Source organism: Jeotgalicoccus huakuii, from assembly GCF_036665975.1.
GTDB classification, from domain to species: domain Bacteria; phylum Bacillota; class Bacilli; order Staphylococcales; family Salinicoccaceae; genus Jeotgalicoccus; species Jeotgalicoccus marinus.
Map to the genome: position 1 here is coordinate 67,412 of NZ_JAVIYN010000010.1, position 20,886 is coordinate 88,297.

The following is a 20,886-nucleotide window of genomic DNA, read 5'->3' on the forward strand; positions in this document are numbered from 1 at the left end:
AACCTCCTAATTTCTTCTACGACTGATGATGTGTATCGGCGTTCCTTTAAAACCAAATGCTTTTCTTAATTGGTTTTCAATATAACGACGGTAGCTAAAATGCATCAGTTCAGTATCGTTAACAAATAATACGAAGGTCGGTGGTTTAACACTAACCTGTGTACCGTAGTAAATACTTAAACGGCGACCAGCTGAATCTGTTGGTGTTGGATTCATGCTGACACTATCAACAAGTACCTCATTTAATGTACTTGATTGAACGCGTTTTATACTCTGATCATATGCTTCCTTGATAAGTGGGAATAAGGTCTTCAATCTGACTTTAGTCATCGCAGAAACAAAAGTAATAGGTGCATAGTCTAAGTATTGGAAGTTATCCTTAATATCCAGTTCAAACTCACGCATAGTTTTTTCATCTTTTTCAACTGCATCCCATTTATTAACTACAATGACAATGGCCTTACCTGCTTCGTGTGCCAGGCCAGCAATTCTCTTATCTTGCTCACGAATACCCTCTTCACCATTTAAAACAACAAGTACAAGATCTGAACGTTCAATGGCACGGCTCGCTCTTAAGACAGAATATTTTTCAGTCGCCTCATAGACTTTACCGCGCTTTCTCATACCTGCAGTGTCAATAAGTGTATATTCTTCATCTTCATAAGTATATTGGGTATCAACAGCATCTCTTGTAGTACCTGCAATATCAGAAACAATGACGCGCTCTTCACCTAGGATAGCATTTACAAGACTAGATTTACCGACGTTTGGCCGACCAATTAGTGACACTTTTATTGAAGTATCTTCTTCTAATTCAGCTTCAATATCTTTAAAGTGTTTAACAACTTCGTCCAATGCATCACCTAAGCCTAGGCCATGACTGCCTGAAACAGGCCATGGATCGCCTAAGCCGAGTTGATAAAATTCATAGATTTCATTTCTCATTTCAAAGTTATCAATTTTATTAACGACTAAAACAACAGGTTTATTAGATTTTTGTAGAATCCTAGCGACGAACAGGTCATCGTTACTCACAGTCTCACGTCCATCGACGACCATCATGATAACGTCTGCTTCTAATATTGCGATTTCAGCCTGCATTTTAATTTGTTGTTGGAAAGGTTCATCTTTAATTTCAATTCCACCAGTATCGATTAAGTTAAAGGTATGGTTTAACCACTCACCTTCTGCATATAATCGGTCCCTTGTGACCCCTGGTGAATCTTCAACTATAGCTTTTCTTTCACCGATAATTCTATTAAAAAGCGTGGATTTCCCCACGTTTGGTTTACCCACTACTGCGATTGTTGGTTTATACATTGTTACCCTCCCTGTATGCACATTTATTTTAACACAAATAAAATAAAGAGCGATAGTAACATCGCCCTTTAGTCATAGAACAAAATTTTATTAATCTACTTATTATAAGTCTAAATTTTTGAATCGATCGCCAAAAACATCACCAAGTGTTGGTGCATCATCTTCGTCATCGTCAGTATAAACTTGAGTATTCTCTTCTTTTCTAGCTTGTTTAGGTTTAGCAGGTGCTTCCTCTAATGCCTTAATAGAAAGTGAGATTTTTTCATTATCCTTATCTAAGCCAATAATTTTAACTTCAATTTCCTGCTCTTCTTTTAGGACATCTTGTGGTACGTTGACGTGGTCATATGAGATCTCTGAAATATGTACAAGACCTTCAACACCAGCTTCAACCTCAACAAATGCACCAAAATCAACAAGGCGTTTAACTGTTCCACTCAATGTATCTCCCACATCGTGGTTATCGATGAATGTATCAAACGGTGACTCTCCAGCTTGTTTAAGGGATAAGCTTATACGCTCTTCATCTGGATTAACGTCAAGTACTTTAACTTTAACTTTTTGACCGATTTCAACTGCATCTTCAACACTTTCAACACGGCTATAGCTTAGCTCAGAAATGTGAGCAAGGCCATCTACGTTACCGATGTTAATGAAAGCACCGAATGAGGTTGTACGTACGACTTCTCCGTCAATAATACTGCCAATTTCTAAATCTTCTAACTCAGCTTGGCGTTGTTTTGATTTTTCACCTTCAACAATGCGTTTTCTATTTAAGATGACTCTGTTCTTCTCTTGGTCAATATCTTCAACTTTAACATCTAAGACTTGACCAGTGAACTGTTCTAAATCTTCAACGTACTCATCAGACAATAGTGATGCAGGGATAAATCCTCTAACACCTACGTCTAATACTAAACCAGCTTTAACTGCTTCTACTACAGTACCTTGAAGTGTCTCGTCATCTGCTTGTTTTTGTTTTAATTCATCATATGCCTTTTGTTCATCAAGTTTTCTAATTGAAACAATGATGTTTTTAGCATCGTTTTCCACTTTGATTACTACTGCTGTAACTTGATCATCTAAAGCGATGATATCGTTTGGATGTTCGATGCGTTTATTTGTAAGCTGACTAATTGGAATAATGCCTTCGTAGTCAGAATTATCCACCTGAACTTTGACAAACTTATCTTCGATGCTAGAGATAGTACCAGTTACTTCATCACCGACTGCGAATGGACCATCTGCAGTCTCAATATCATTCTGTAAATCATCGTTGTTGTCTGGTGCATCATTAACCTGAGTTTCTTCGATGTTTGAATCTTCGTTCTTAATGTCTTCTGTCGCCATGTGCTTGCCTCCAATTACTTTACAATATATATTTAACTTCTTATAATTCGATCGTTTTGTCAAGTGATTATTCTGAAAATAGTAAATTCTTTAGCTGATTTTCTATTTTCAAAGTTAAATCTTTACGATTATTGCCTTCTTCTAAAAATGCTTTAGTGTCAATCGGTTTACCAAAAATGACCGTGACACCTTCTTTTTTATTATAGCTTCCTTTAATGACACATGGTACTATAGGTGCTTCTGATTTTGAAGCAATAAAGCTTGCACCTTCTTGTAAAGGCTGTAATTGAGTCTTATCCCCTTTATTACGATGACCCTCAGGGAATATTAAAAGACAACGACCATCTTCTAATGCCTTAATTGAAGTTTTTAATGCAGCGCGATCACTCTTTCCTCTTGATACAGGAATGGCATTGAATTTAGGGAAAATCTTCCCGATTACGGGTAAGTCAAACAATTCTTGTTTTGCAAAGAAAGATAGCTCTCTTTTAAGACTTACACCGATTAATGGAGGGTCGAAATCATTGATATGGTTTGAACAAATCATTACAGGTCCACTTTGAGGAACTCTGTCTTGTCCAATAACCTTCACTTTAAATCTGAATTTGTAAAATTGATGGACCACAACTTTTGCAATGTTGTATAACATTTATCTAGCCTCCATTTTGATGTTTACGAGTTCTATAATATACTTTTCGACTTCATCAATTGTTAAATCGCTCGTATCTAAAACAATCGCATCATCGGCTTTAACAAGTGGTGATATTTCTCGAGTACTATCGATTTCATCTCTCGTAATAATCTCTTGTGTGAGTGTTTCGAGGCTAACATTGTTCCCTCTAACTTGTTCTTCTTTTAAACGTCTTTCTGCACGCACTTTTGGATCAGCCTGCATGAAAACTTTAATTTCTGCATCTGGTAGTACTGTTGTACCGATATCTCTACCATCCATAACGACGTTAGCATTTTCACTTATCTTACGTTGCATGTTTACAAGATAGGTTCTCACCTTTTCTAAACTTGAGATTCGGCTAACATTTTGGGTCACTTCTTTCGATCGAATTTCTTTACTTACATTAACGTCATTTAAGTAAACTTCATCATTCTCATCGAAGGTTATCGTGACATCTTCTTCAATATTTTCGATTGAATCATCGCCGTGTTTTAAAGTGTGTAAAGTGACTGCACGATACATGGCACCAGTATCAATGTAGAGGTACCCTAGTTTTTTTGCGACGCGTTTTGCAATCGTGCTCTTACCAGCAGCAGCTGGGCCGTCAATGGCTATTCTTAACGTTGTCATGTTGTGTCCTACTTTCATATTACGGTATTATCAATTGTTGGCCGACAGAGATTTCATTTTCACTTATGCCATTTGCCTCTCTAATTCTCTGAACGTTTTCTGAACTACCATCACCATAGTATTGAATGGCAATTCTATAAAGGTTATCCTCAGTGGTTACTGTATGGGAGGCATTGGCATTAGTTGTCTGATTTTCTTCTGTTTCTTGGTTGGCTACTTCTGTTTCTTGATTTGCTTCTGTATTTGCTTCAGTCTGGTTCTCATTGTTTGTTGAATCTTCAGTTTGAGTATCTTCGCTCGCTGACTCTGACTCATTTGAGTTTTCTTCAGTATTACTATCTTCTGTATTCTCCTGGTCGTTACTGCTTGACTCATCAGACTCTTTGTCTTGAATCGCATTTCTAGATTCACTTTCGAGTGCTTCTAGCTCTTCTTCAGAATAATTGACTTCTAAGTCTTCGGAACTTGAAGTATTATTTCGACCTTCGGCTAATCGTCTTTCATGTTCTTTCTTTTGTTCTTCAAGTTCTGCATTGAACTCAGCTGTGTTATTATTTTCTTCGGCTTCATTCGTCTCTTCTGATTCAGAACTTGCGAGCTCAATTTCATCATCTAATGATGGCCAGAAGTTAGAAAATATTAAGAATGCGAGTAATAAAGTAATTGGAATCAATACTAAGAGACCGAGAATCCAAGGTAATTTTCTACCTTCATTGTTATCACTTTTCTTTTTAGTATTCGCTTTTGCTTTAGTTTGGTTACCGATGCCACCTAATTTTTCTTTTGACACTTTAAGCTCGTTCTTAATACGATTTTGATAGCCTTTTAACGTGCCGATAAAAGCAGCTTTTCTCTTTTGATTATTTTCCGAGCTGAAATAAGCCTGAATTTTATCAGTGAGGCTATCTTCATTCTTGTTCTTTTTTTCTTTTGCAGAATTATTTTTCTTTGGATTTCCTTCTTTTTGATTATCTTTATTTTTGTGGCGTGCACTACGACTGAGCGTTTGTCTTTCGCCATCCTTGTTACCATTTTTAGAATCGGTCTTGTCAGGCTTTTCTTCATCTGCCCGCTTATGGTTCATATCTTTATAAAAATCATCTTTCATACCGCATTCTCCTAGTCACAGAATTCTAATTTTAATTATATATTGTTTGTACCAACATTTAAAGAGTTATCAGTCTTTAGTCGTATTGTTGTATTTTCAATTATTGTTCATTGATATATTTTTGATTTTCTCTTAAAATAACAATGAACAATCGTAAAGGTTAAGAGGTGAAATTTTTATGTGCGCTAAGAAATACACAATCGTTGACCAAGATACTTGTATCGCATGCGGCGCCTGCGGAGCAGCAGCACCAGATATTTATGATTATGATGATGACGGTATTGCTTATGTTATCTTAGATGACAATAAAGGCATTACTGCTGTACCAGAAGATCTTCTGGAAGATATGGAAGATGCATTTGATGGCTGTCCGACAGATTCAATTAAAGTTGAAGAAGAACCATTTGATGGTGATCCATTGAAATATGAATAGATAATATTAAATAAGGATGAGAAATCAAAAGATTTCTCATCCTTATTTTTTCTTTCTTAATTTTGTCTTTGAATTACTGGAATCACCTTAATGTAGATGATATAACATATAATACTCAAAATAATTCCTTTGACTAAGTTGAATGGAATTATTCCGGCAGTAACGACCACTCTTAAGTTATTTATGATGTCTGTTTGATCGACAATCAGACCATAAGCAGGGAGTAGTACAAAATAGTTCAACACTGCTAAAGAAAGAATGAGCATTAAAGTACCTGTTACAAAGCCGTAAATGAGGCGTTTGACTGTTTTCTTCTTGTAGTAAAAAAAGAAGACAGGCAGTAAAAATGAAAATGCTGCTAAAAGGTTCGCAATTGGGCCTATTGGCTCACTGGCAACCAGCAAACTGTACAGCACAATTTTCATAATAATAATTAATGAGCCGCCTAAACCACCAAAAAGTATGAAGCCTATAAAGGCAGGTATATCTGACAAATCAAGCATCAGAAATGGTGGTAGGAATGGTAAAGGAAACTGAATGAGCATTAATATAAATGATAATGCACTCAGGATACTAATATTGATGATTTTTCTTAGTCGTTGTCTATCTATTGATATCAATCCCTTCTAGTTCTAGGCATGGTAATAATAAATGTTGTACCTTTTCCGAAATCGCTCTCTACTGATATTTCACCACCGTGTTTTTCGATGATATTTTTTACAATATACAAGCCTAAGCCGGTTCCGTGTTTACCTCTTGTACGTGCTTCATCGACCTTATAGAAACGGTCAAATATATGTTTCATGTTTTCACGTTTAATGCCAGTTCCCGTATCTGATAGCTTGATGGTAACATGGTTTTCACTATTCTGTTTTGCAGAAATAGTAATCGTATCATTAGCTTTAGTGTAACGGATGGCATTGTCTAATAAATTTGTCAGTACTTGATTCATCTTATCTGCATCGTGTGGGAAAATAATCGGCCCATCTTCAACATCGAAAAGTAGTTTAGTTTCTTTTTCTTTTAATTCGTAGTCAAAGCGGTGACGTAGTTTATCGAGAAGTGGTTTAAAGTCCTGATCGACAATATCATAAAGGACTTCGTCCGAATCCATTCTCGCTATAACTAAAAGTTCGTTTACGAGTTTGTTCATGCGGTCCGACTCATCTTTAATAATCGACACCATTTCTTTTACTTCCTCCGGGTCAGTCACGATGTCATCTAAGAGTGCTTCAGAGTATCCACTAAGCATGACCATTGGTGTTTTTAATTCATGGGAGACATTGGAAATAAATTCTGAACGCATCTTCTCTGTGTTAATTTCATCTGTAATATCCCAAATCAAGACCGTTACACCACTTTGTTCCTCGTTTGATTCCACTGGAGACATAGCAAGTTGTAAGTGCATATCATCTATGTCGAGACGTTCTAAATGTGGTCGATTGTCTCTCGCAACAACTTTAATTAAGGATGAAAAATAACCATTCTGCTCATTCTCTTCGAATAGGCTATAATAATTTAATCCTGCCTGATTACTATAGATTAATTCCGCATTGGTATTTAAGTAAAGAATACCATTCGTTAGTGATGAGAACACATTCTCTCTTAAATTTTTCTCATGTGTCAGCTCTGAAATGGTGCTTTTAATATTATCATTCATCTTATTAAATGCGAGTGTTAACTCCCCTATTTCATCTCGAGATGTTACTTTTAAATTATTGTATTCACCAGTAGCCGTAGAAAAAGCTGAGTTCTTTAAGGCGATTAGCGGCTTGGTAATCCTAGAAATCAAGAAAAATGCAAAGAAGGTTGTAATCAAGAATAAGGTAATTGCACTAATTAGAATAATCATTAATACGGTAAAGAATGACTGATTCAAGGCATCTAAATCACTAAACATAATGATCGCTGTGTCTTCATTAAAATACCGACTTAGATCAGAAACTTTTACCATGAGTTCGTGATTATCTTCATCTCTAAAAATAAAGGTATTTTCTGCAGAGTCTGAATTAATGATTTCTTCATAGATGTTTTCAGCAGTAGATTGGTCTCCAGTAATAACCTGACCATTAGAGTAGATGATTAAATTTTCCTCTGCAGCTAAATATGTTTCTTGTGAGGTTAGAGAATGATTACTTAAGATGACATTCTCTACTCGGCTCACTTCTTTTTCTAATTGTCTCTCTGTAATATCTAAAGAATAATTTCTAAAAAAAAGACTTAAAACGATGGACAATATAATTAAAACTGTAGTCACTATCATTAAGATAGTAAACCACAGTTTTGTTACGACACTGGAGAAAAAACTCATTTGTCGTTTACCTCAAATTTATAGCCGATTCCCCATATTGTATGAATCATCTGGCTTGCCTCTGGAGATACTTTATTCAATTTCTCTCTCAGTCTCTTGACATGTGTATCTACAGTTCTTAAGTCACCGTAGAAATCGTAATTCCAAACTTCTTTAAGCAGTTCTTCACGATTGAACACCTTATCTGGACTTTTAGCCAGGAATAATAGGAGTTCATACTCCTTAGGTGTTAAGTTTACACGCTTATTATCAGCTAATACTCTGTGTGCATCATTGTCGATGACCAAGTGTTCAAAGACGACAATATCCTTTGCAGAAGTATCTTTTTCGATAAAGGCAGTTTCTGAAGAACGTCTCAAAATCGCTTTGACTCTAAGCACAACTTCTCGTGGTGAGAAAGGTTTGACAATGTAATCATCAGCACCGACTTCTAAACCTTCAACACGATCTGCTTCTTCCCCCTTAGCTGTTAGCATAATAATAGGTGTAGATTTTTCCTTACGAAGCTCTCTTGCAACTTCTATTCCATCCATCTCAGGCATCATTAAATCCAATAAGATAACATGGAAATCTTCATTCATTGCAATTGACAAGGCATCTTTACCATTGTCAGCTTCAACTATTTCATAATCTTCTCTTGTTAAATATAGGTTCAGTAACTTTCTAATCCGTTCTTCATCATCAACAAGCAATATTTTTTCTGTCATTGTAACCCTCTTTTCGTATTATGCATATGAATGTAGGCCGGACACAATCATATTGATTGCAATTAAGTTAAACAGAATAAGTAGGAAACCGCCCACTGCTAACCATGCAGATTTTTCACCTTCATAACCTCTGTTAATTCTTAAGTGAAGGAAAATCGTATAGAACATGAAAGTAATAAAGGCCCATGTTTCTTTCGGGTCCCAGCCCCAGAATCTACTCCATGCCATCTGTGCCCAAATTGCAGCGAAGAAGATGCCACCTAAAGCAAATAGTGGGAAGCCGATAATAACCGAACGATATCCAATCTCATCCATTAAGACAAGATCGACCTTCTTAGTTAATGGTTTAAAGAGTGAAAAGATTCGTCTTCTGAGTATTAATCGAACGATTCCATAGACGACGATACCTAAAATAATTGACCACAGGACAGTATTAAGTGAGTCCGCTTTAATTACTGGAGGTAAATCAATACCTAGATGGAAATGTTCAGTTGGTTCAAACTCATTGTTTCCAACGTGTTCTACAGGAATTGCGTCCTGGTAGTTAATTAAACTTGGTAAATGATATTCGGCGATTACTTGTTGTCCAGTTTGATCTGTGTAGTAAAATTCATCATTGTAACCGACGACTTCTTTCATCACGAGTGTTGTTACAATATATGTTGCAACAATTACTAATCCGACCATTATCATTTCTAAACATCTTGCGCGCCATGATTTTTCATCTGCAGGAATGGCTTTAAGTAAGTAAATCAATCCTGCTACAGCACTCATTGAAAGTATACCATAGGATAAGGTTACAGTAATAACGTGAATGGCTAGCCAGCTACTCTGAAGTGCTGGTATTAATGGTTGAACATCTGTTGAGAACAGACTACCGTATCCAAGTAATAATAAGGAAATCGGTATTGCAAATAAACCGAATATTTTAGTTTTAAAGTAATGGTACGTAATTAGATAACCACCGATGAGCATGATTGAGAACATGGCAATAAATTCATACATGTTCGATACCGGTGCATGTCCCGTCGCCATCCAACGGAAAGCGAAATAGCCTAATTCTAAGATAAAGGCAATAATAATCATCCAAAGCGCAATTTTTTCATACTTTTTGGTCTTTGACTTTGACTTGATACTGATACCGAGTGGAATCAGTGCGACGAGTAGCATGATAAACGCGATGAATATGAGTGTATTACTTATTGATAAAAATGTTGCATCCATATATTAAACACTATCCTTTCGAATTCGATTCCTCTTCTTCTTTATCTTTCATAGCCTCGAATTCATATGATTCTAATATTGTATTCATTTCTTTCTTCATACCGTAATAGTTTTTATTCGTATGTGCAGCGATGTTCATTGTGTCACCTTCTGCATTAATCCAAATTCTACGGTGATTGATATATGAACCAATAAAGAGTCCGATTAAGAAGATGATAAAGCCAGCTGCCATATAAGGCATTGCTAAGTCTTTTTTCAAGGTCAGTACACTTGCCATATGATCTTCTGCTTCTACAAAGCGAATGTTGTACTCATTATCTTGTGTAATATCAGTCGAATTCATAATTTGAAGTAGGCTCAGCTCTTGTTTTTCACCATCATCTACTTCAAATACAAAGGCAGGGTTTGTAGGTACAGGTGTTGCCGTAATCAATGTACCGTTGTCATCTATTTCTAAAAAATCTGGTGCATAGGCACGCATATCGATACTAACGTCTTCGGTAATTTGATAAGAATCTTCTGGGTCATCAAGTTCTACCGTGAAGTTGTCACCTAGCGTGTTACCTTCACTATCTTCTAGTCTAAAGGTCATCGATTTCATCTGTGAATTATCGTAAGAAGATTGATAAAGTTGATAATCTTCAAATACATAAGGATGGTTTACTCTAATACTATATTTGTCAACCTCTTCTAGCTCAGGAGATGATCCTACAACATCAGCTGTTTGGTTTTCATAAAATGTAATGTCTGTTTGGAAGTTACTGATGGTCATTTCCATGTTGTTTTGTAGAGATTCATCAAATACTGTTCCACTTTCCTCATCATACGTATCGATTGTGAAACTTTCGTTTTTGACGTAATATTTACCGTTCGTTGTCGGGACACTTACAGTCTCACCTTCTTGAGCGTAGATAATTTCATCAACATATACCCCTGGGAAGAATCTAAGCATACTACCGATGAGTAAAATAATTAAACCAGTATGGTTAATGTATGGGCCCCATCTAGATAAACGACCTTTTTCTAATAGGTAATGATTCCCGTCCTGAGTTAATTTGTATTTTTTGTTTTCAAACGATTTAACAATTTCAGGTGCTTTACTAACATTGTCATAGTTGTTGTTTAAACGTTGGCGTCTAAAGAATGAATCGTGTTTTTTCGCACGTTGATTTTTTAATGATTTGTATAGAGGTACACCTCTATCGACACTCGCTGCAATAATAGATAAAGCCAATAGACCGTTAAGTAAAACAAACCACCAAGAGGAATACAGCTGAGTAAAGCCAAGTTTGTAATACAACATACCAAATGTTCCATATTGTTCGGTGTAGTGCTCTAGTGGGTCTGCACCAATCGGAATAAAGTATTCCTGTGGTAAGATTGTTCCAATAGCAGCAGCAATTGCGATTATTGCAATGATACCGACACCCACCTTAATGGATGTGAAGAAGTTCCAAATCTTATCAAAGATACTTTTAGACTTCACTTTGGAACGTACTGCACTACCGTCATAGCGCATTAAATCTTTAATTTTCTTCTTGTCATAGTTTTCATTAATCATCTTACCGCAGGACTGACAAAGTTGCGTCCCCGGTGGATTGACATGGCCACAATGACTACATGTAATATCATTCTTATTTTCTTTTACTTCTTCATTATTATCTTTAGTGTTCATTAAGTTCATCCTATTCTACAGAAGACTCTATAAAGGCATGTATGTCCTCTTTAGTTAGTTGATACTCCTGTTTTTTCACAACTTCACCATCTTTATTAATCGCTATTGTTGTTGGTAAAGGGCCGATATTATAAGCCTTTGTGACACTACGATTTGGATCGAGTGCAATCGGATAATCCAAGTCTTCAGATAAGCCTGAAATAAATTGTGAAATTTGCTGAGGATTTTCAGAAACGTTGACAGCAATTATTTCATAGTCTTCATGGCCTTCATTATATACTTGGTTCATATCGGGCATTTCTTCGCGACATGGTTTACACCATGTGCCCCAGAAATTTAAGATAACCCCTTTTTCATCAGTAAGTTGTGATAGTTGAATTTCATCCCCATCTAGCGTCTCAAGCTTGAAATCCACTGCTTCGTCACCAACATTTACTGTTTGGGAACCATCTCTTAAGTTTAGGTAAAGTGTTAAACCTAATAGTGCTGCTATTGTAATAATCGTTCCTGTACGAACGACTTTCCTTGTACTTTTTTTCAAAGTTAGGCTCCTTTCAATATATTATAAAACCGCTATAAAATGCGTGCATAGTGCCAATTATAACACAACTCATTTTATGGCGGTTTGACATTATTATGACATTTACGACTTACTTTTTACTGTTAGCGATGAGCTTTTTAACTTCATGTGGTTTTAAGTAGCGATAGTCGCCTTCTTTCAATCCTTCAAGTGTTAGAAAGTCAAAGCGGATACGAGTGAGTTTTGTCACGTTTAAGCCGAAATGTTCGAACATACGTCTTACCTGTCGGTTACGTCCTTCGTGGATAGAAATTTCTAAAATCATGTCCTTACCACTCTTATCTCTGATCACTTTTAAGTCACACGGTGCTGTCTTACCATCACTTAAACGTATACCTCGTCGCATTTCATCTTGTTGATGACGAAGTAAAACGCCATCTATTTTTACTCTGTAAGTTTTCTTCATTTCATATTTAGGATGTGTCATGTGTTGGGTAAACTCACCATCGTTAGTGACGAGTAAGATTCCAGAAGTGTCATAATCTAAACGACCAACTGGGTAGAGTCTCGCATCAATGTCATCAAAGGCATCAATGACAGTTTCACGGTCTTTATCGTCTTCGGCAGATGAGATTTCACCTGTTGGCTTATAGTATAAAATATGCACAGGTTCTTCTTTAGTAATGATGACACCATCGACTTTCACCTGGTCCTTATCTGTTACCTTTATACCAGGTTCTGTAATTTTTTTACCGTTGATTGTTACTCTACCTTCTTCAATTAGATTATCTGCTTTTCTACGGGAAGTAATTCCAGCATCAGCAATTTTCTTATTAATACGTGTACTTGTCATGTGTTTTACTCCTTTAGACTATTGAAGAATAAGTCAATCTCTTCTTGTTCACTAATCATATCATCACTAGGTAAATCACTTAAAGATTTAAGGCCAAATACCTCTAGAAAGTGTTGGGTGGTTTCAAAATGACTAGCGCGTTCATCTTGAATGTTCTTCTTTTTCACTAGTCCCTTATTAATCAATGTTGAAATTGGTCCATCTGACGCAATGCCACGTACAGTTTCAATACCATTTCTTGAAATTGGCTGGTTGTAAGCAATAATAGCTAGAACTTCGAGAGATGCTTGGGACAATTTCTTTTGAGGACGATCGGCAAGTACCCGGCTAATATATTTCTCCATTTCTGGACTCGTCTTCAAATAGTACATATCCCCATGTCTTTCAATAACATACTGTTCTTTACTATATGCATTTACTTCATTTTCAAGTTGGATCTTTGTGATTGGCACGTGCATGATTAAAGCTTCTTCACTTAAACCTAAGTCACCTGCGATATATAAGAGCCCTTCAATAATGTTAATTTTCTCCAAGCTTAAACCAACCTTTCAAGTTCAAAATCATCACTCGTAATCGTGTTGATACGATATAAGTTCTGACTGATGTATTCTAAAATTGTAATAAATACTTGTACAACCTTTGTTTTCGGTTCGTTAAAAGTAAGCAATTCAGTCATTTTTAGTATTTTACGACCACTAAAACTTTTATCGATAAAAGCGACAGCATCTTCTTTTGAATACTCATCAGGACTGACCACAACATATGCGTCTTCAGAAAGGCTCACGCGAGACTTTACTTTGTTATAAGCGTCTAATAAGTCATTCAAGTTAAATGTTAGGTCTTCCCTTTCGTCCCTATCATCTGAAAAATCATGCGGTGCTTTGATGAAATACTTACTCTGTTCTTCTTTCATCTTGTTCAATTCCTCTGCATATTGCTTATAGTTTTGATATTCTATAAGTTGAGTCATCAAGGGACCACGTGGATCCTCATATTCCTCGTCAACATACTGAGGTTCAGGTAGTAGCATATGACTTTTTATTTTAACAAGCTCACTTGCCATAACTAAATAATCACTGGCAACATTGAGCTCTAGTACTTTCATCTGATTGATATATTCCATATACTGTTCAGTAAGAAGTTTCATAGGAATATCGTATATATCAATTTCTAATTCTTTAATAAGGTGTAAAAGTAAGTCCAAAGGACCTTCAAAAACATCCAATTCCACTTTATATGATGACATTATATAACCTCTATTTCAGGAGTGATACCAATTAATAAAAACACTATCATTGAATTCTTTAACGAATTAATTATAAAGCAAGATTACTTTGAATGCCATGAAATCATGGAAGATGTATGGAAAGATAAAGAAAATTTCACAAAAACGGATGCTGAAGTATTCATTGTCTTGATTGTTACAGGTGAATATCACTACAGAAGAGATAATGTAATCGGCGCCACAACGTCTTATAAACGCGCATTAAAACTATATGAAGATAATCAATATGATTTGAGTGTATTCGGATTTGAAGATGGATTTATCAATAAAATAGAGAGACGCTATCAAGAGATCCCCAAAAAATCTTTTGTGCCCATGCAATTTCCTGTTCAAGACTGGGTCTGGGAGGCATTATACAATGCGCATGAGAACGAGTTCGATTCCTTTAGTCAATTTATGACAACAATGCTGGCAAATTTCGAAACAGCGGTCCATATTACACATAAACATAGTATGAGGGACCGGTCAGATGTGATTCAAAAGCGTTTAGAAGCATTGAATAATAAGGTGAAATAAACAATTATAATTGAAAAGCCGGACGTTAGACTTCTAGGGGAATAGGATCTGCGTGAGAATACAGGCTCACGCGATGCCCCAGAAAAGCTAACGTCCGGCTTATTTTATGAAAAAGATGGTTTTGTCCCAGCCTCTTCTCTATTTATACAATTACAAACCAGTAAACAAATCCCCAGATTAGACACATCAATAGTATGCCAAAGAAAATAATGTATTTTGCCTTGTTCATTATTTCAGTTCCCCAAGGAAGCTTTCACCGTGTGTTTGATAGTCAACATCGAAATTTTCTGCAATCGTTGCAGCGATGTTAGAAAATGTTTGGCACTGATTAATTTCACCGTAATTCAAGTCTTTACCTGAAGTGATTAATAGTGGTACATATTCCCTAGTATGATCTGTACCAGTATAAGTCGGATCATTACCATGGTCTGCAGTGATGATGAGTAACTCATCTTCACCTAATTTAGATATAATTTCAGGTAAACGGTCGTCGAATGCTTTTAGGGCATTACTGTAACCAACAGGATCTCTTCTATGACCGTATTCAGCGTCGAAATCCACTAGGTTTAAGAATGATAAACCATCAAAATCTCTGTCCATAACAGAAAGTAGCTTATCCACACCATCATTATTGTTTTTAGTACGTACGAAGTCAGTGATACCACTACCTGTAAAGATATCATTAATCTTACCAATCGCAATGACATCCTTACCTTCATCTTTTAGAGCGTTTAAGACAGTTTGTCCAAATGGTTTAAGGGCATAGTCATGACGATTTTCTGTGCGTTTGAACTCACCTTTTTTCTTACCAACAAATGGACGCGCGATAACTCTGCCGACTAAGAATTCAGGATCTTTTGTCATCTCACGTACTTTTTCACAGATATCATAAAGTTCTTCAAGTGGAATCACTTCTTCGTTTGCTGCGATTTGAAGTACTGGGTCATTTGACGTATAGATAATCAGGTCACCTGTTTCAATTTGGTGTTCCCCAAACTCTTCAATAATATCCGTACCTGAAGCAGGCTTATTACCGACAATGCCACGACCTGTTGCTTCTTTAATTTTGTCTAGTAACTCGTTAGAGAAACCATCTGGATATACTTTAAAAGCTGTATCAATATTTAAACCAGCAATTTCCCAGTGGCCAGTCATTGTATCTTTACCTTTTGATACTTCCTGCATTTTTGTATAAAAACCTGTTGTTTGATCAACTTGATCTACACCGGGTAGGTCATCGATATTACCTAAACCAAGTTGTGCGAGGTTTGGCAAAGTGTTTGGATGAGATTCTAAAGTGTGACGTAAGGTATGTGTGCCCTCATCTCCAAAATCTTTAGCATCTGGTGCTTCTCCAATTCCAACTGAATCTAGCACGATTAAATGAATTTTCTTAAACATGAAATTTACCTACTTTCTTGGATGAAACTGCTTATACATCTCTCTAATTTTTCCTGCAGAAATTTGAGTATAGATTTGTGTTGTTGAAATGTCAGAGTGTCCGAGCATTTCTTGAACCGCTCTTAAATCCGCCCCATTTTCAATTAAATGTGTCGCAAAGGAATGTCTAAAAGTATGCGGTGTTATATTCTTATCAATGCCGCTCTCTCTGACATACTTTTTAATTGTTTTCCACAAGCCTTGTCTCGTGAAACCTTTCCCACGATTCGTTAAAAAAAGTGTATCGATATTTTCGTCTTTTAGCAACTTAAGTCTGTAATTTTTTATGTAATTCGTTAATTTTTTTGCAACATATTCTGTCGTGGGGACAATTCTTTCTTTTTCACCCTTACCATAAACATGTATAAAGCCCATTTCTAAATTTAAATCAGATATATTTAAATTAATCAGTTCACTTACTCTGAGCCCACTAGCGTACAACAGCTCCATCATCGCATTATCTCTAATACCTTGAGTGGTTTGGTCTGGTGACTGCAATAAACGTTCCATCTCTTCAATCGTTAAGACGACTGGCAATGCTTTTTCTTCTCTCGGTGTTTGTAAACGGAGTGCCGGATTATTTTCAGTGATGCGTTCAATTTGTAAAAACTGATGAAAGTTCTTTAAGGTCGATTGCATACGTCTGATTGTTTTGGCACTCTTATTTTCTGACGTCAAAAACTGCAAAAAAGATACGAGAGTCTCTGCAGTAATTGAGTCTACTCTCGTAACATTTTGATCTTCTAAAAATTGACTATACTTTTTTAAATCTTGGTTATAGGAAGATATAGAGGCATCACTCAGGCCTTTTTCTATTTTCAAATACCTTAAATATTCTTCAATATGCGTTTTAAACATGACTACCGCCATCTCTCTCCTGACAGTTTCTGCAAATACCATGGAAAGTTAAACGGTGATCGATAACATGGAAGTTAAATTCATGAGCGATAATCTTCTCAACCTCAGGTAGTAAATCTTCTTCTACTTCTTCCACTGAGCCACATTGTGTACAGATTAAGTGATGATGAAAATGTTTCGCACCTTCTTTACGAAGATCATATCGTGCGACACCATCTCCAAAATTCACCTTATCTAGTACATTTAATTCATTTAATAATTCTAAGGTACGATAAACTGTCGCTAGTCCAATTTCAGGGTACTTATCTTTTACTTTCATAAATACATCTTCAGCACTTAAATGTGAGCTTTCGTTTTCTAATAAGACTCTCACAGTCACTTCACGCTGTGGAGTTAATTTATAGCGAGCTTCATGCAATGCTTCTTTAATTCTCTCTATTCGTTTTTCCACAACAGCACCTACTTAATTTCAATTTCTTATTTATAACAATTATACATGATTGAGAAAGATTTTCAATACTATTTAGAATTATTATAAATAACCTTTTTCGGCGAGCACATGGTGAACTGCAACTAAAGTTTTTCCATCTCTAAATTCACCGTTATGCATACGTGTTTTTAGTTCTTTAAAAGGTATTTTTACGAGATCTAGAAATTCATCATCTTCAAGTTCCATATTATCAAATGAAACATTTTTTGTTCGATATAAATGAATCAGTTCATTAGAAAAACCAGGAGAAACATAAAATTCATATAATTTATCTAATGATTCTGCCGTTGCACCTGTTTCCTCCTTGAGCTCTTTTTTTGCTGTGTCATCAGGGTGTTCGCCTGTTTCGACTTTACCAGCAGGTACTTCTAACAGTACTTCATCTGTAGATATTCTAAATTGGCGAACAAAGTACATTGATGTATCATCCGATACGATTAGTGCAACAGCACCTTTATGATAGACGACTTCTCTAAAAGCTTCACTGCCATCAGGAAGTTCTGCGGTTAGTTTTTTTACATCGATGATTTTACCTTGGTAGATATCTTCCGCTGATTTTGTTTTTTCAATTAAATGTTCATCCGTCATAATAATCCCTACCTTGTAAAAGTTAATATAAATATATCACAATACCTGTCAAAAAATAAAAATTTATATTCCTAAAAGTGATGATATAATAATTGTTGTGAAATGTGAGGAGGTAAGAATTTGAAACAGTATAAATCCTGGTTTTTTATATTGATTTTATCAGTGTTAACTATACTAACTTCTGTTGCTTATTATGCATCAAGTCAGATTATGTTTTTCAAATTAAGAGAAATTGAAATCATAATCAGAAGAGAAACACGCGGTAAGAGAATGAATTTAGAAGTCTTAAAGAATATGCCAAAGGATGAAGTAAAAATACCATCTAAATTTGGTTACGACATTCACTCGACCTTTTACCGCCCACATGAGACGAATCACTGGATGGTCCTCCTACATGGTGTATCTGAAAACAGCATAAGTTCAAGTAAGTATGTACATATGTTTACAGATATGGGCTACAATTGTGTAGTTTATGATGCTAGAAGGCACGGGCAAACTGGTGGAATAGATTCAACTTATGGGTATTATGAAAAATTTGATTTAGAATCTGTTATAGAAAGATTGAAGAAAACATATGGGTCAGATATTCGCTTCGGTATTCATGGTGAATCTATGGGTGCTGCAACAATGTTACTCTATGCAGGAGAGCTTTCTAATGAAGCAGAATTTTACATTTCAGATGCGTCATTTGCTCGCTTTAGTGAGCAATTAACATCTGTCTATCAATCAATATCTAAGACTGCCACCGCACCTGTCTTGTTCTTTACCTATCTGATACTTAAACTTAGAAGCCACTATAGTATTTATGAACTCTCACCTATTAAAGTCATCGATCAGATTGAGCAGCCCATTTTGTTCATTCACTCTAAAAAAGACAAATTCATTCCGTATGAATCTACCTTAGCCCTATATAAAAAGAAGAAAGGACCAAAAAAAGCTTGGTATCCAGAACGCGGCGATCATGTAGAATCATTTAACCGCAATCAAAAAAAATACCGCAGCACTGTTCAATCCTTTATTGAACAGTACGCGGGATGGGAAGTTCGAAGTAATCATGAGCAATAAAGACGTTGTCAGGTAATTGTGATTTAACAACTTCGATATCCTGATCGGTATACCGGCTGCTAATATGAACAAACACTAGCTGTTGATAATTTAAATCTTTAAAATTTTGGAGCACTTGATTTAATTCCGAATGGAAATAATCATGTGCTTTTTCTATTTCATTATTTAAAAATGTGGCTTCATGGACAATAAGATTTGCTTGGTACAAATCAGCTAAATAAAGTGGATTATTTATAAGTCTCGTATCCCCATGAACAGCGATTTTTATGCCTTTAATATCTTCGCCAATGAAATCTTTGGACTGATAAGTAACATCGTCAAAGGTGAACGTTTCACTAGCTTTTATGTGTCCATATATGGGGCCAGGTTTAATGCCAAGGTCAAGCAACTTATCCTTGTTCAAGCCGCCTAACTTGTCGTGCTCATTAAAGAAATAAGCGTAGGACTCAATGCCATGATCTAAAGCGTGTACAGTGACAGTAAAGCCATTTATATCGTAGTTAGCCTTATCTTCAACTTCGATAATCGTTAACGGGTAGTTTAAAGTGCTCTCAGACAATCTAAATGTAACTTCTAACCATTCAGCCAACCCTTTTGGTCCATAGATTGTTAAAGGAATATCTGCCCCACCCTGAAATGCCCTAGACGATAAAAAACCTGGCAAGCCGAATATGTGATCGCCATGTAGATGTGTTATAAAAATATTTTTGATTTTAGCGGGCTTTATATGTGTATGAAGAATCTGGTGTTGTAAGGCTTCTCCAGCATCGATAAGGATATATTCATTATATTCGCTAACACAGTTTATAATAATGCTCTGTGTATTTCTATCTTTTGATGGTAAGCCTGCACCGGATCCAAGAACAGTTAATCTCATTTTGACACCTCAATTTTTCTTGTTTAATTATATCACAATATGACTTATGGTATGATATTAGGTGGTATGATGAGCAATTTAAAAAAGGTGATAATATGGAAACTATTAGATTTGTAGAAAGATTTATTGTATACATAGAAGATCATTTAAGAGAGAATATAGATTTTTCAGATGTACTAGATAAGATGGGAGTAGAACCAAAGTCTTTTCTCACTATTTTTACTTCCTTAGTTGGTATGACGCCTGCTGAATATCAGGAAAAACGTCGTCTAACTGAGATTTCTTTTGAAGTTTATGAGGGGCACCGTCGGTTAATTGATATAGTTAAGTACTATGGCTATAGAGATTTAGAGAAATTTAAGGTGCTGTACAAAAAGACATTTGGGATATCAGTGCATGAAACAGATCGTTATTTTAAAGAGATGGATCAACTTGAGCAAATTGCTTTTGAAGTTGTACCATCAAAAAAACCAAAGTACCCATCATATCGAAGTTTTGTAGAAAGTTTTAGAATCACTGGTATTGCTCAATACTTCGACCTAAATACCTACCGTCCAGAGTATAAGCATAAATTTTTGAGAGTCCTTGAAAGAGACGGATTAATTGATGAATTATTGAAATACAATGATGGATTTATAAAAGGTATCTTTGTTCAGGAAAGAACGATTGATGATGAAATGGAAATATTTGTCGGGGTTACAAGTAATCAAAATACACCGTTTGATGAAACTTACACTGAATCTATGTACTACGAGATTTTTGACACCAAAGGATATCCTTCAACAGTAATTGAGGATGTCTATAAATACATCTTTCGACGTTGGCACTTTAAAGAAGATGTCAATTTGACTTGTGACTTCTCATTAGAGTTAATCAAACATACTTATGAAATTGAGAATCCAACAACCAAAATTCAAGTTTGGCAAGCAATCGATGATTAAAATTAAAGAACCGTACATTAAG

At 35.7% G+C, this 20,886-nt stretch carries 23 protein-coding genes; 4 read left to right on the top strand and 19 right to left on the bottom strand.

Going from position 1 to position 20,886, the window contains the following annotated elements; translation table 11 throughout:
• Nucleotides 1-6 precede the first annotated feature (6 nt).
• The 5 genes from der to V6E76_RS06790 form a co-directional block, all read right to left on the bottom strand.
• Nucleotides 7-1,320: a ribosome biogenesis GTPase Der gene (der, locus tag V6E76_RS06770; RefSeq protein ID WP_166626675.1), complete on the bottom strand. Its 1,314-nt coding sequence runs from the start codon at nt 1,318-1,320 to the stop codon at nt 7-9.
• Nucleotides 1,321-1,422: 102 nt separating this feature from the next.
• Nucleotides 1,423-2,670 (bottom strand): 30S ribosomal protein S1, encoded by a 1,248-nt coding sequence (gene rpsA, locus V6E76_RS06775; RefSeq protein ID WP_166626674.1) that lies wholly within the window; start codon nt 2,668-2,670, stop codon nt 1,423-1,425.
• A 67-nt stretch (nt 2,671-2,737) separates the two neighbouring features.
• Nucleotides 2,738-3,319, bottom strand: coding sequence for a lysophospholipid acyltransferase family protein (locus tag V6E76_RS06780; RefSeq protein WP_166626673.1), 582 nt, complete (start codon nt 3,317-3,319; stop codon nt 2,738-2,740).
• Nucleotides 3,320-3,973 (bottom strand): (d)CMP kinase, encoded by a 654-nt coding sequence (gene cmk / locus V6E76_RS06785; RefSeq protein ID WP_026866337.1) that lies wholly within the window; start codon nt 3,971-3,973, stop codon nt 3,320-3,322.
• A 19-nt stretch (nt 3,974-3,992) separates the two neighbouring features.
• On the bottom strand, nt 3,993-5,081 hold the full coding sequence (locus V6E76_RS06790; protein ID WP_026866338.1) for a LysM peptidoglycan-binding domain-containing protein: 1,089 nt from the start codon (nt 5,079-5,081) through the stop codon (nt 3,993-3,995).
• Nucleotides 5,082-5,259: 178 nt separating this feature from the next.
• Here V6E76_RS06790 and V6E76_RS06795 point away from each other — a divergent pair, with 178 nt between their 5' ends.
• On the top strand, nt 5,260-5,514 hold the full coding sequence (locus tag V6E76_RS06795) for a ferredoxin (RefSeq protein ID WP_026866339.1): 255 nt from the start codon (nt 5,260-5,262) through the stop codon (nt 5,512-5,514).
• Between the two features lie 56 nt (nt 5,515-5,570).
• On the opposite strand, the gene V6E76_RS06800 is transcribed toward V6E76_RS06795, so the two are convergent.
• From V6E76_RS06800 to V6E76_RS06840, 9 genes are all read right to left on the bottom strand, one after another.
• Complete coding sequence (locus V6E76_RS06800; RefSeq protein WP_245570577.1) at nt 5,571-6,134, bottom strand: ECF transporter S component; 564 nt, start codon at nt 6,132-6,134, stop codon at nt 5,571-5,573.
• Nucleotides 6,131-7,825 (bottom strand): HAMP domain-containing sensor histidine kinase, encoded by a 1,695-nt coding sequence (locus tag V6E76_RS06805; protein WP_166626672.1) that lies wholly within the window; start codon nt 7,823-7,825, stop codon nt 6,131-6,133. Before V6E76_RS06805 ends, V6E76_RS06800 begins: the two co-directional genes overlap by 4 nt.
• Entirely contained in the window at nt 7,822-8,532 is a 711-nt protein-coding gene (locus tag V6E76_RS06810; RefSeq protein ID WP_166626671.1) for a response regulator transcription factor, read from the bottom strand. Before V6E76_RS06810 ends, V6E76_RS06805 begins: the two co-directional genes overlap by 4 nt.
• An 18-nt stretch (nt 8,533-8,550) precedes the next feature.
• The gene (gene ccsB, locus V6E76_RS06815; RefSeq protein ID WP_198687655.1) at nt 8,551-9,756 is read right to left on the bottom strand and encodes a c-type cytochrome biogenesis protein CcsB; all 1,206 of its coding nucleotides are present in this window, start codon (nt 9,754-9,756) and stop codon (nt 8,551-8,553) included.
• Nucleotides 9,757-9,766: 10 nt separating this feature from the next.
• Complete coding sequence (locus tag V6E76_RS06820; protein ID WP_051220461.1) at nt 9,767-11,431, bottom strand: cytochrome c biogenesis ResB family protein; 1,665 nt, start codon at nt 11,429-11,431, stop codon at nt 9,767-9,769.
• A gap of 10 nt (nt 11,432-11,441) precedes the next feature.
• Nucleotides 11,442-11,972: a thiol-disulfide oxidoreductase ResA gene (gene resA, locus V6E76_RS06825; protein ID WP_026866345.1), complete on the bottom strand. Its 531-nt coding sequence runs from the start codon at nt 11,970-11,972 to the stop codon at nt 11,442-11,444.
• 109 nt (nt 11,973-12,081) lie between these two features.
• Nucleotides 12,082-12,804: a pseudouridine synthase gene (locus tag V6E76_RS06830; protein WP_166626669.1), complete on the bottom strand. Its 723-nt coding sequence runs from the start codon at nt 12,802-12,804 to the stop codon at nt 12,082-12,084.
• A gap of 5 nt (nt 12,805-12,809) precedes the next feature.
• A complete protein-coding gene (scpB, locus tag V6E76_RS06835; protein WP_026866347.1) occupies nt 12,810-13,337 on the bottom strand; it encodes an SMC-Scp complex subunit ScpB in 528 nt (175 codons plus the stop codon).
• Between the two features lie 2 nt (nt 13,338-13,339).
• Entirely contained in the window at nt 13,340-14,050 is a 711-nt protein-coding gene (locus V6E76_RS06840) for a segregation and condensation protein A (RefSeq protein ID WP_166626668.1), read from the bottom strand.
• A gap of 21 nt (nt 14,051-14,071) precedes the next feature.
• Between V6E76_RS06840 and V6E76_RS06845 the strand changes: the two genes are divergently transcribed.
• Nucleotides 14,072-14,605 carry a DUF309 domain-containing protein gene (locus tag V6E76_RS06845; RefSeq protein WP_247351596.1) on the top strand — a complete coding sequence of 178 codons (534 nt, stop codon included), beginning with the start codon at nt 14,072-14,074 and terminating at the stop codon, nt 14,603-14,605.
• A gap of 228 nt (nt 14,606-14,833) precedes the next feature.
• Here the strand turns inward: V6E76_RS06845 and deoB are convergent, their stop codons facing one another.
• The 4 genes from deoB to V6E76_RS06865 all read right to left on the bottom strand — a co-directional run bounded on the left by deoB (nt 14,834) and on the right by V6E76_RS06865 (nt 17,981).
• Nucleotides 14,834-16,006: a phosphopentomutase gene (gene deoB / locus V6E76_RS06850; RefSeq protein ID WP_247351598.1), complete on the bottom strand. Its 1,173-nt coding sequence runs from the start codon at nt 16,004-16,006 to the stop codon at nt 14,834-14,836.
• A gap of 9 nt (nt 16,007-16,015) precedes the next feature.
• The gene (gene xerD / locus V6E76_RS06855) at nt 16,016-16,903 is read right to left on the bottom strand and encodes a site-specific tyrosine recombinase XerD (protein WP_247351601.1); all 888 of its coding nucleotides are present in this window, start codon (nt 16,901-16,903) and stop codon (nt 16,016-16,018) included.
• Nucleotides 16,896-17,354, bottom strand: coding sequence for a ferric iron uptake transcriptional regulator (gene fur / locus V6E76_RS06860; RefSeq protein ID WP_247351603.1), 459 nt, complete (start codon nt 17,352-17,354; stop codon nt 16,896-16,898). The genes xerD and fur overlap by 8 nt, the downstream gene beginning before the upstream one ends.
• 81 nt (nt 17,355-17,435) lie before the next feature.
• Nucleotides 17,436-17,981 (bottom strand): NUDIX hydrolase, encoded by a 546-nt coding sequence (locus V6E76_RS06865; RefSeq protein ID WP_247351606.1) that lies wholly within the window; start codon nt 17,979-17,981, stop codon nt 17,436-17,438.
• A gap of 120 nt (nt 17,982-18,101) precedes the next feature.
• Between V6E76_RS06865 and V6E76_RS06870 the strand changes: the two genes are divergently transcribed.
• Nucleotides 18,102-19,046 (top strand): alpha/beta hydrolase, encoded by a 945-nt coding sequence (locus V6E76_RS06870; protein WP_247351608.1) that lies wholly within the window; start codon nt 18,102-18,104, stop codon nt 19,044-19,046.
• Here the strand turns inward: V6E76_RS06870 and rnz are convergent.
• The gene (gene rnz / locus V6E76_RS06875; protein WP_026866355.1) at nt 18,997-19,923 is read right to left on the bottom strand and encodes a ribonuclease Z; all 927 of its coding nucleotides are present in this window, start codon (nt 19,921-19,923) and stop codon (nt 18,997-18,999) included. The genes V6E76_RS06870 and rnz overlap by 50 nt on opposite strands.
• Nucleotides 19,924-20,018: 95 nt before the next feature.
• On the opposite strand from rnz, the gene V6E76_RS06880 reads away from it, so the two are divergent.
• On the top strand, nt 20,019-20,864 hold the full coding sequence (locus V6E76_RS06880; RefSeq protein ID WP_247351611.1) for a helix-turn-helix domain-containing protein: 846 nt from the start codon (nt 20,019-20,021) through the stop codon (nt 20,862-20,864).
• Nucleotides 20,865-20,886: the final 22 nt, after the last annotated feature.

What these genes read in the sequence shown, in the direction of transcription:
- der (WP_166626675.1), bottom strand. Translation starts at nt 1,320, where the DNA reads ATGTATAAACCAACAATCGCAGTAGTGGGTAAACCAAACGTGGGGAAA.
- rpsA (WP_166626674.1), bottom strand. Translation starts at nt 2,670, where the DNA reads ATGGCGACAGAAGACATTAAGAACGAAGATTCAAACATCGAAGAAACT.
- V6E76_RS06780 (WP_166626673.1), bottom strand. Translation starts at nt 3,319, where the DNA reads ATGTTATACAACATTGCAAAAGTTGTGGTCCATCAATTTTACAAATTC.
- cmk (WP_026866337.1), bottom strand. Translation starts at nt 3,973, where the DNA reads ATGACAACGTTAAGAATAGCCATTGACGGCCCAGCTGCTGCTGGTAAG.
- V6E76_RS06790 (WP_026866338.1), bottom strand. Translation starts at nt 5,081, where the DNA reads ATGAAAGATGATTTTTATAAAGATATGAACCATAAGCGGGCAGATGAA.
- V6E76_RS06795 (WP_026866339.1), top strand. Translation starts at nt 5,260, where the DNA reads ATGTGCGCTAAGAAATACACAATCGTTGACCAAGATACTTGTATCGCA.
- V6E76_RS06805 (WP_166626672.1), bottom strand. Translation starts at nt 7,825, where the DNA reads ATGAGTTTTTTCTCCAGTGTCGTAACAAAACTGTGGTTTACTATCTTA.
- V6E76_RS06810 (WP_166626671.1), bottom strand. Translation starts at nt 8,532, where the DNA reads ATGACAGAAAAAATATTGCTTGTTGATGATGAAGAACGGATTAGAAAG.
- ccsB (WP_198687655.1), bottom strand. Translation starts at nt 9,756, where the DNA reads ATGGATGCAACATTTTTATCAATAAGTAATACACTCATATTCATCGCG.
- V6E76_RS06820 (WP_051220461.1), bottom strand. Translation starts at nt 11,431, where the DNA reads ATGAACACTAAAGATAATAATGAAGAAGTAAAAGAAAATAAGAATGAT.
- V6E76_RS06830 (WP_166626669.1), bottom strand. Translation starts at nt 12,804, where the DNA reads ATGACAAGTACACGTATTAATAAGAAAATTGCTGATGCTGGAATTACT.
- V6E76_RS06840 (WP_166626668.1), bottom strand. Translation starts at nt 14,050, where the DNA reads ATGTCATCATATAAAGTGGAATTGGATGTTTTTGAAGGTCCTTTGGAC.
- deoB (WP_247351598.1), bottom strand. Translation starts at nt 16,006, where the DNA reads ATGTTTAAGAAAATTCATTTAATCGTGCTAGATTCAGTTGGAATTGGA.
- xerD (WP_247351601.1), bottom strand. Translation starts at nt 16,903, where the DNA reads ATGTTTAAAACGCATATTGAAGAATATTTAAGGTATTTGAAAATAGAA.
- V6E76_RS06865 (WP_247351606.1), bottom strand. Translation starts at nt 17,981, where the DNA reads ATGACGGATGAACATTTAATTGAAAAAACAAAATCAGCGGAAGATATC.
- rnz (WP_026866355.1), bottom strand. Translation starts at nt 19,923, where the DNA reads ATGAGATTAACTGTTCTTGGATCCGGTGCAGGCTTACCATCAAAAGAT.
- V6E76_RS06880 (WP_247351611.1), top strand. Translation starts at nt 20,019, where the DNA reads ATGGAAACTATTAGATTTGTAGAAAGATTTATTGTATACATAGAAGAT.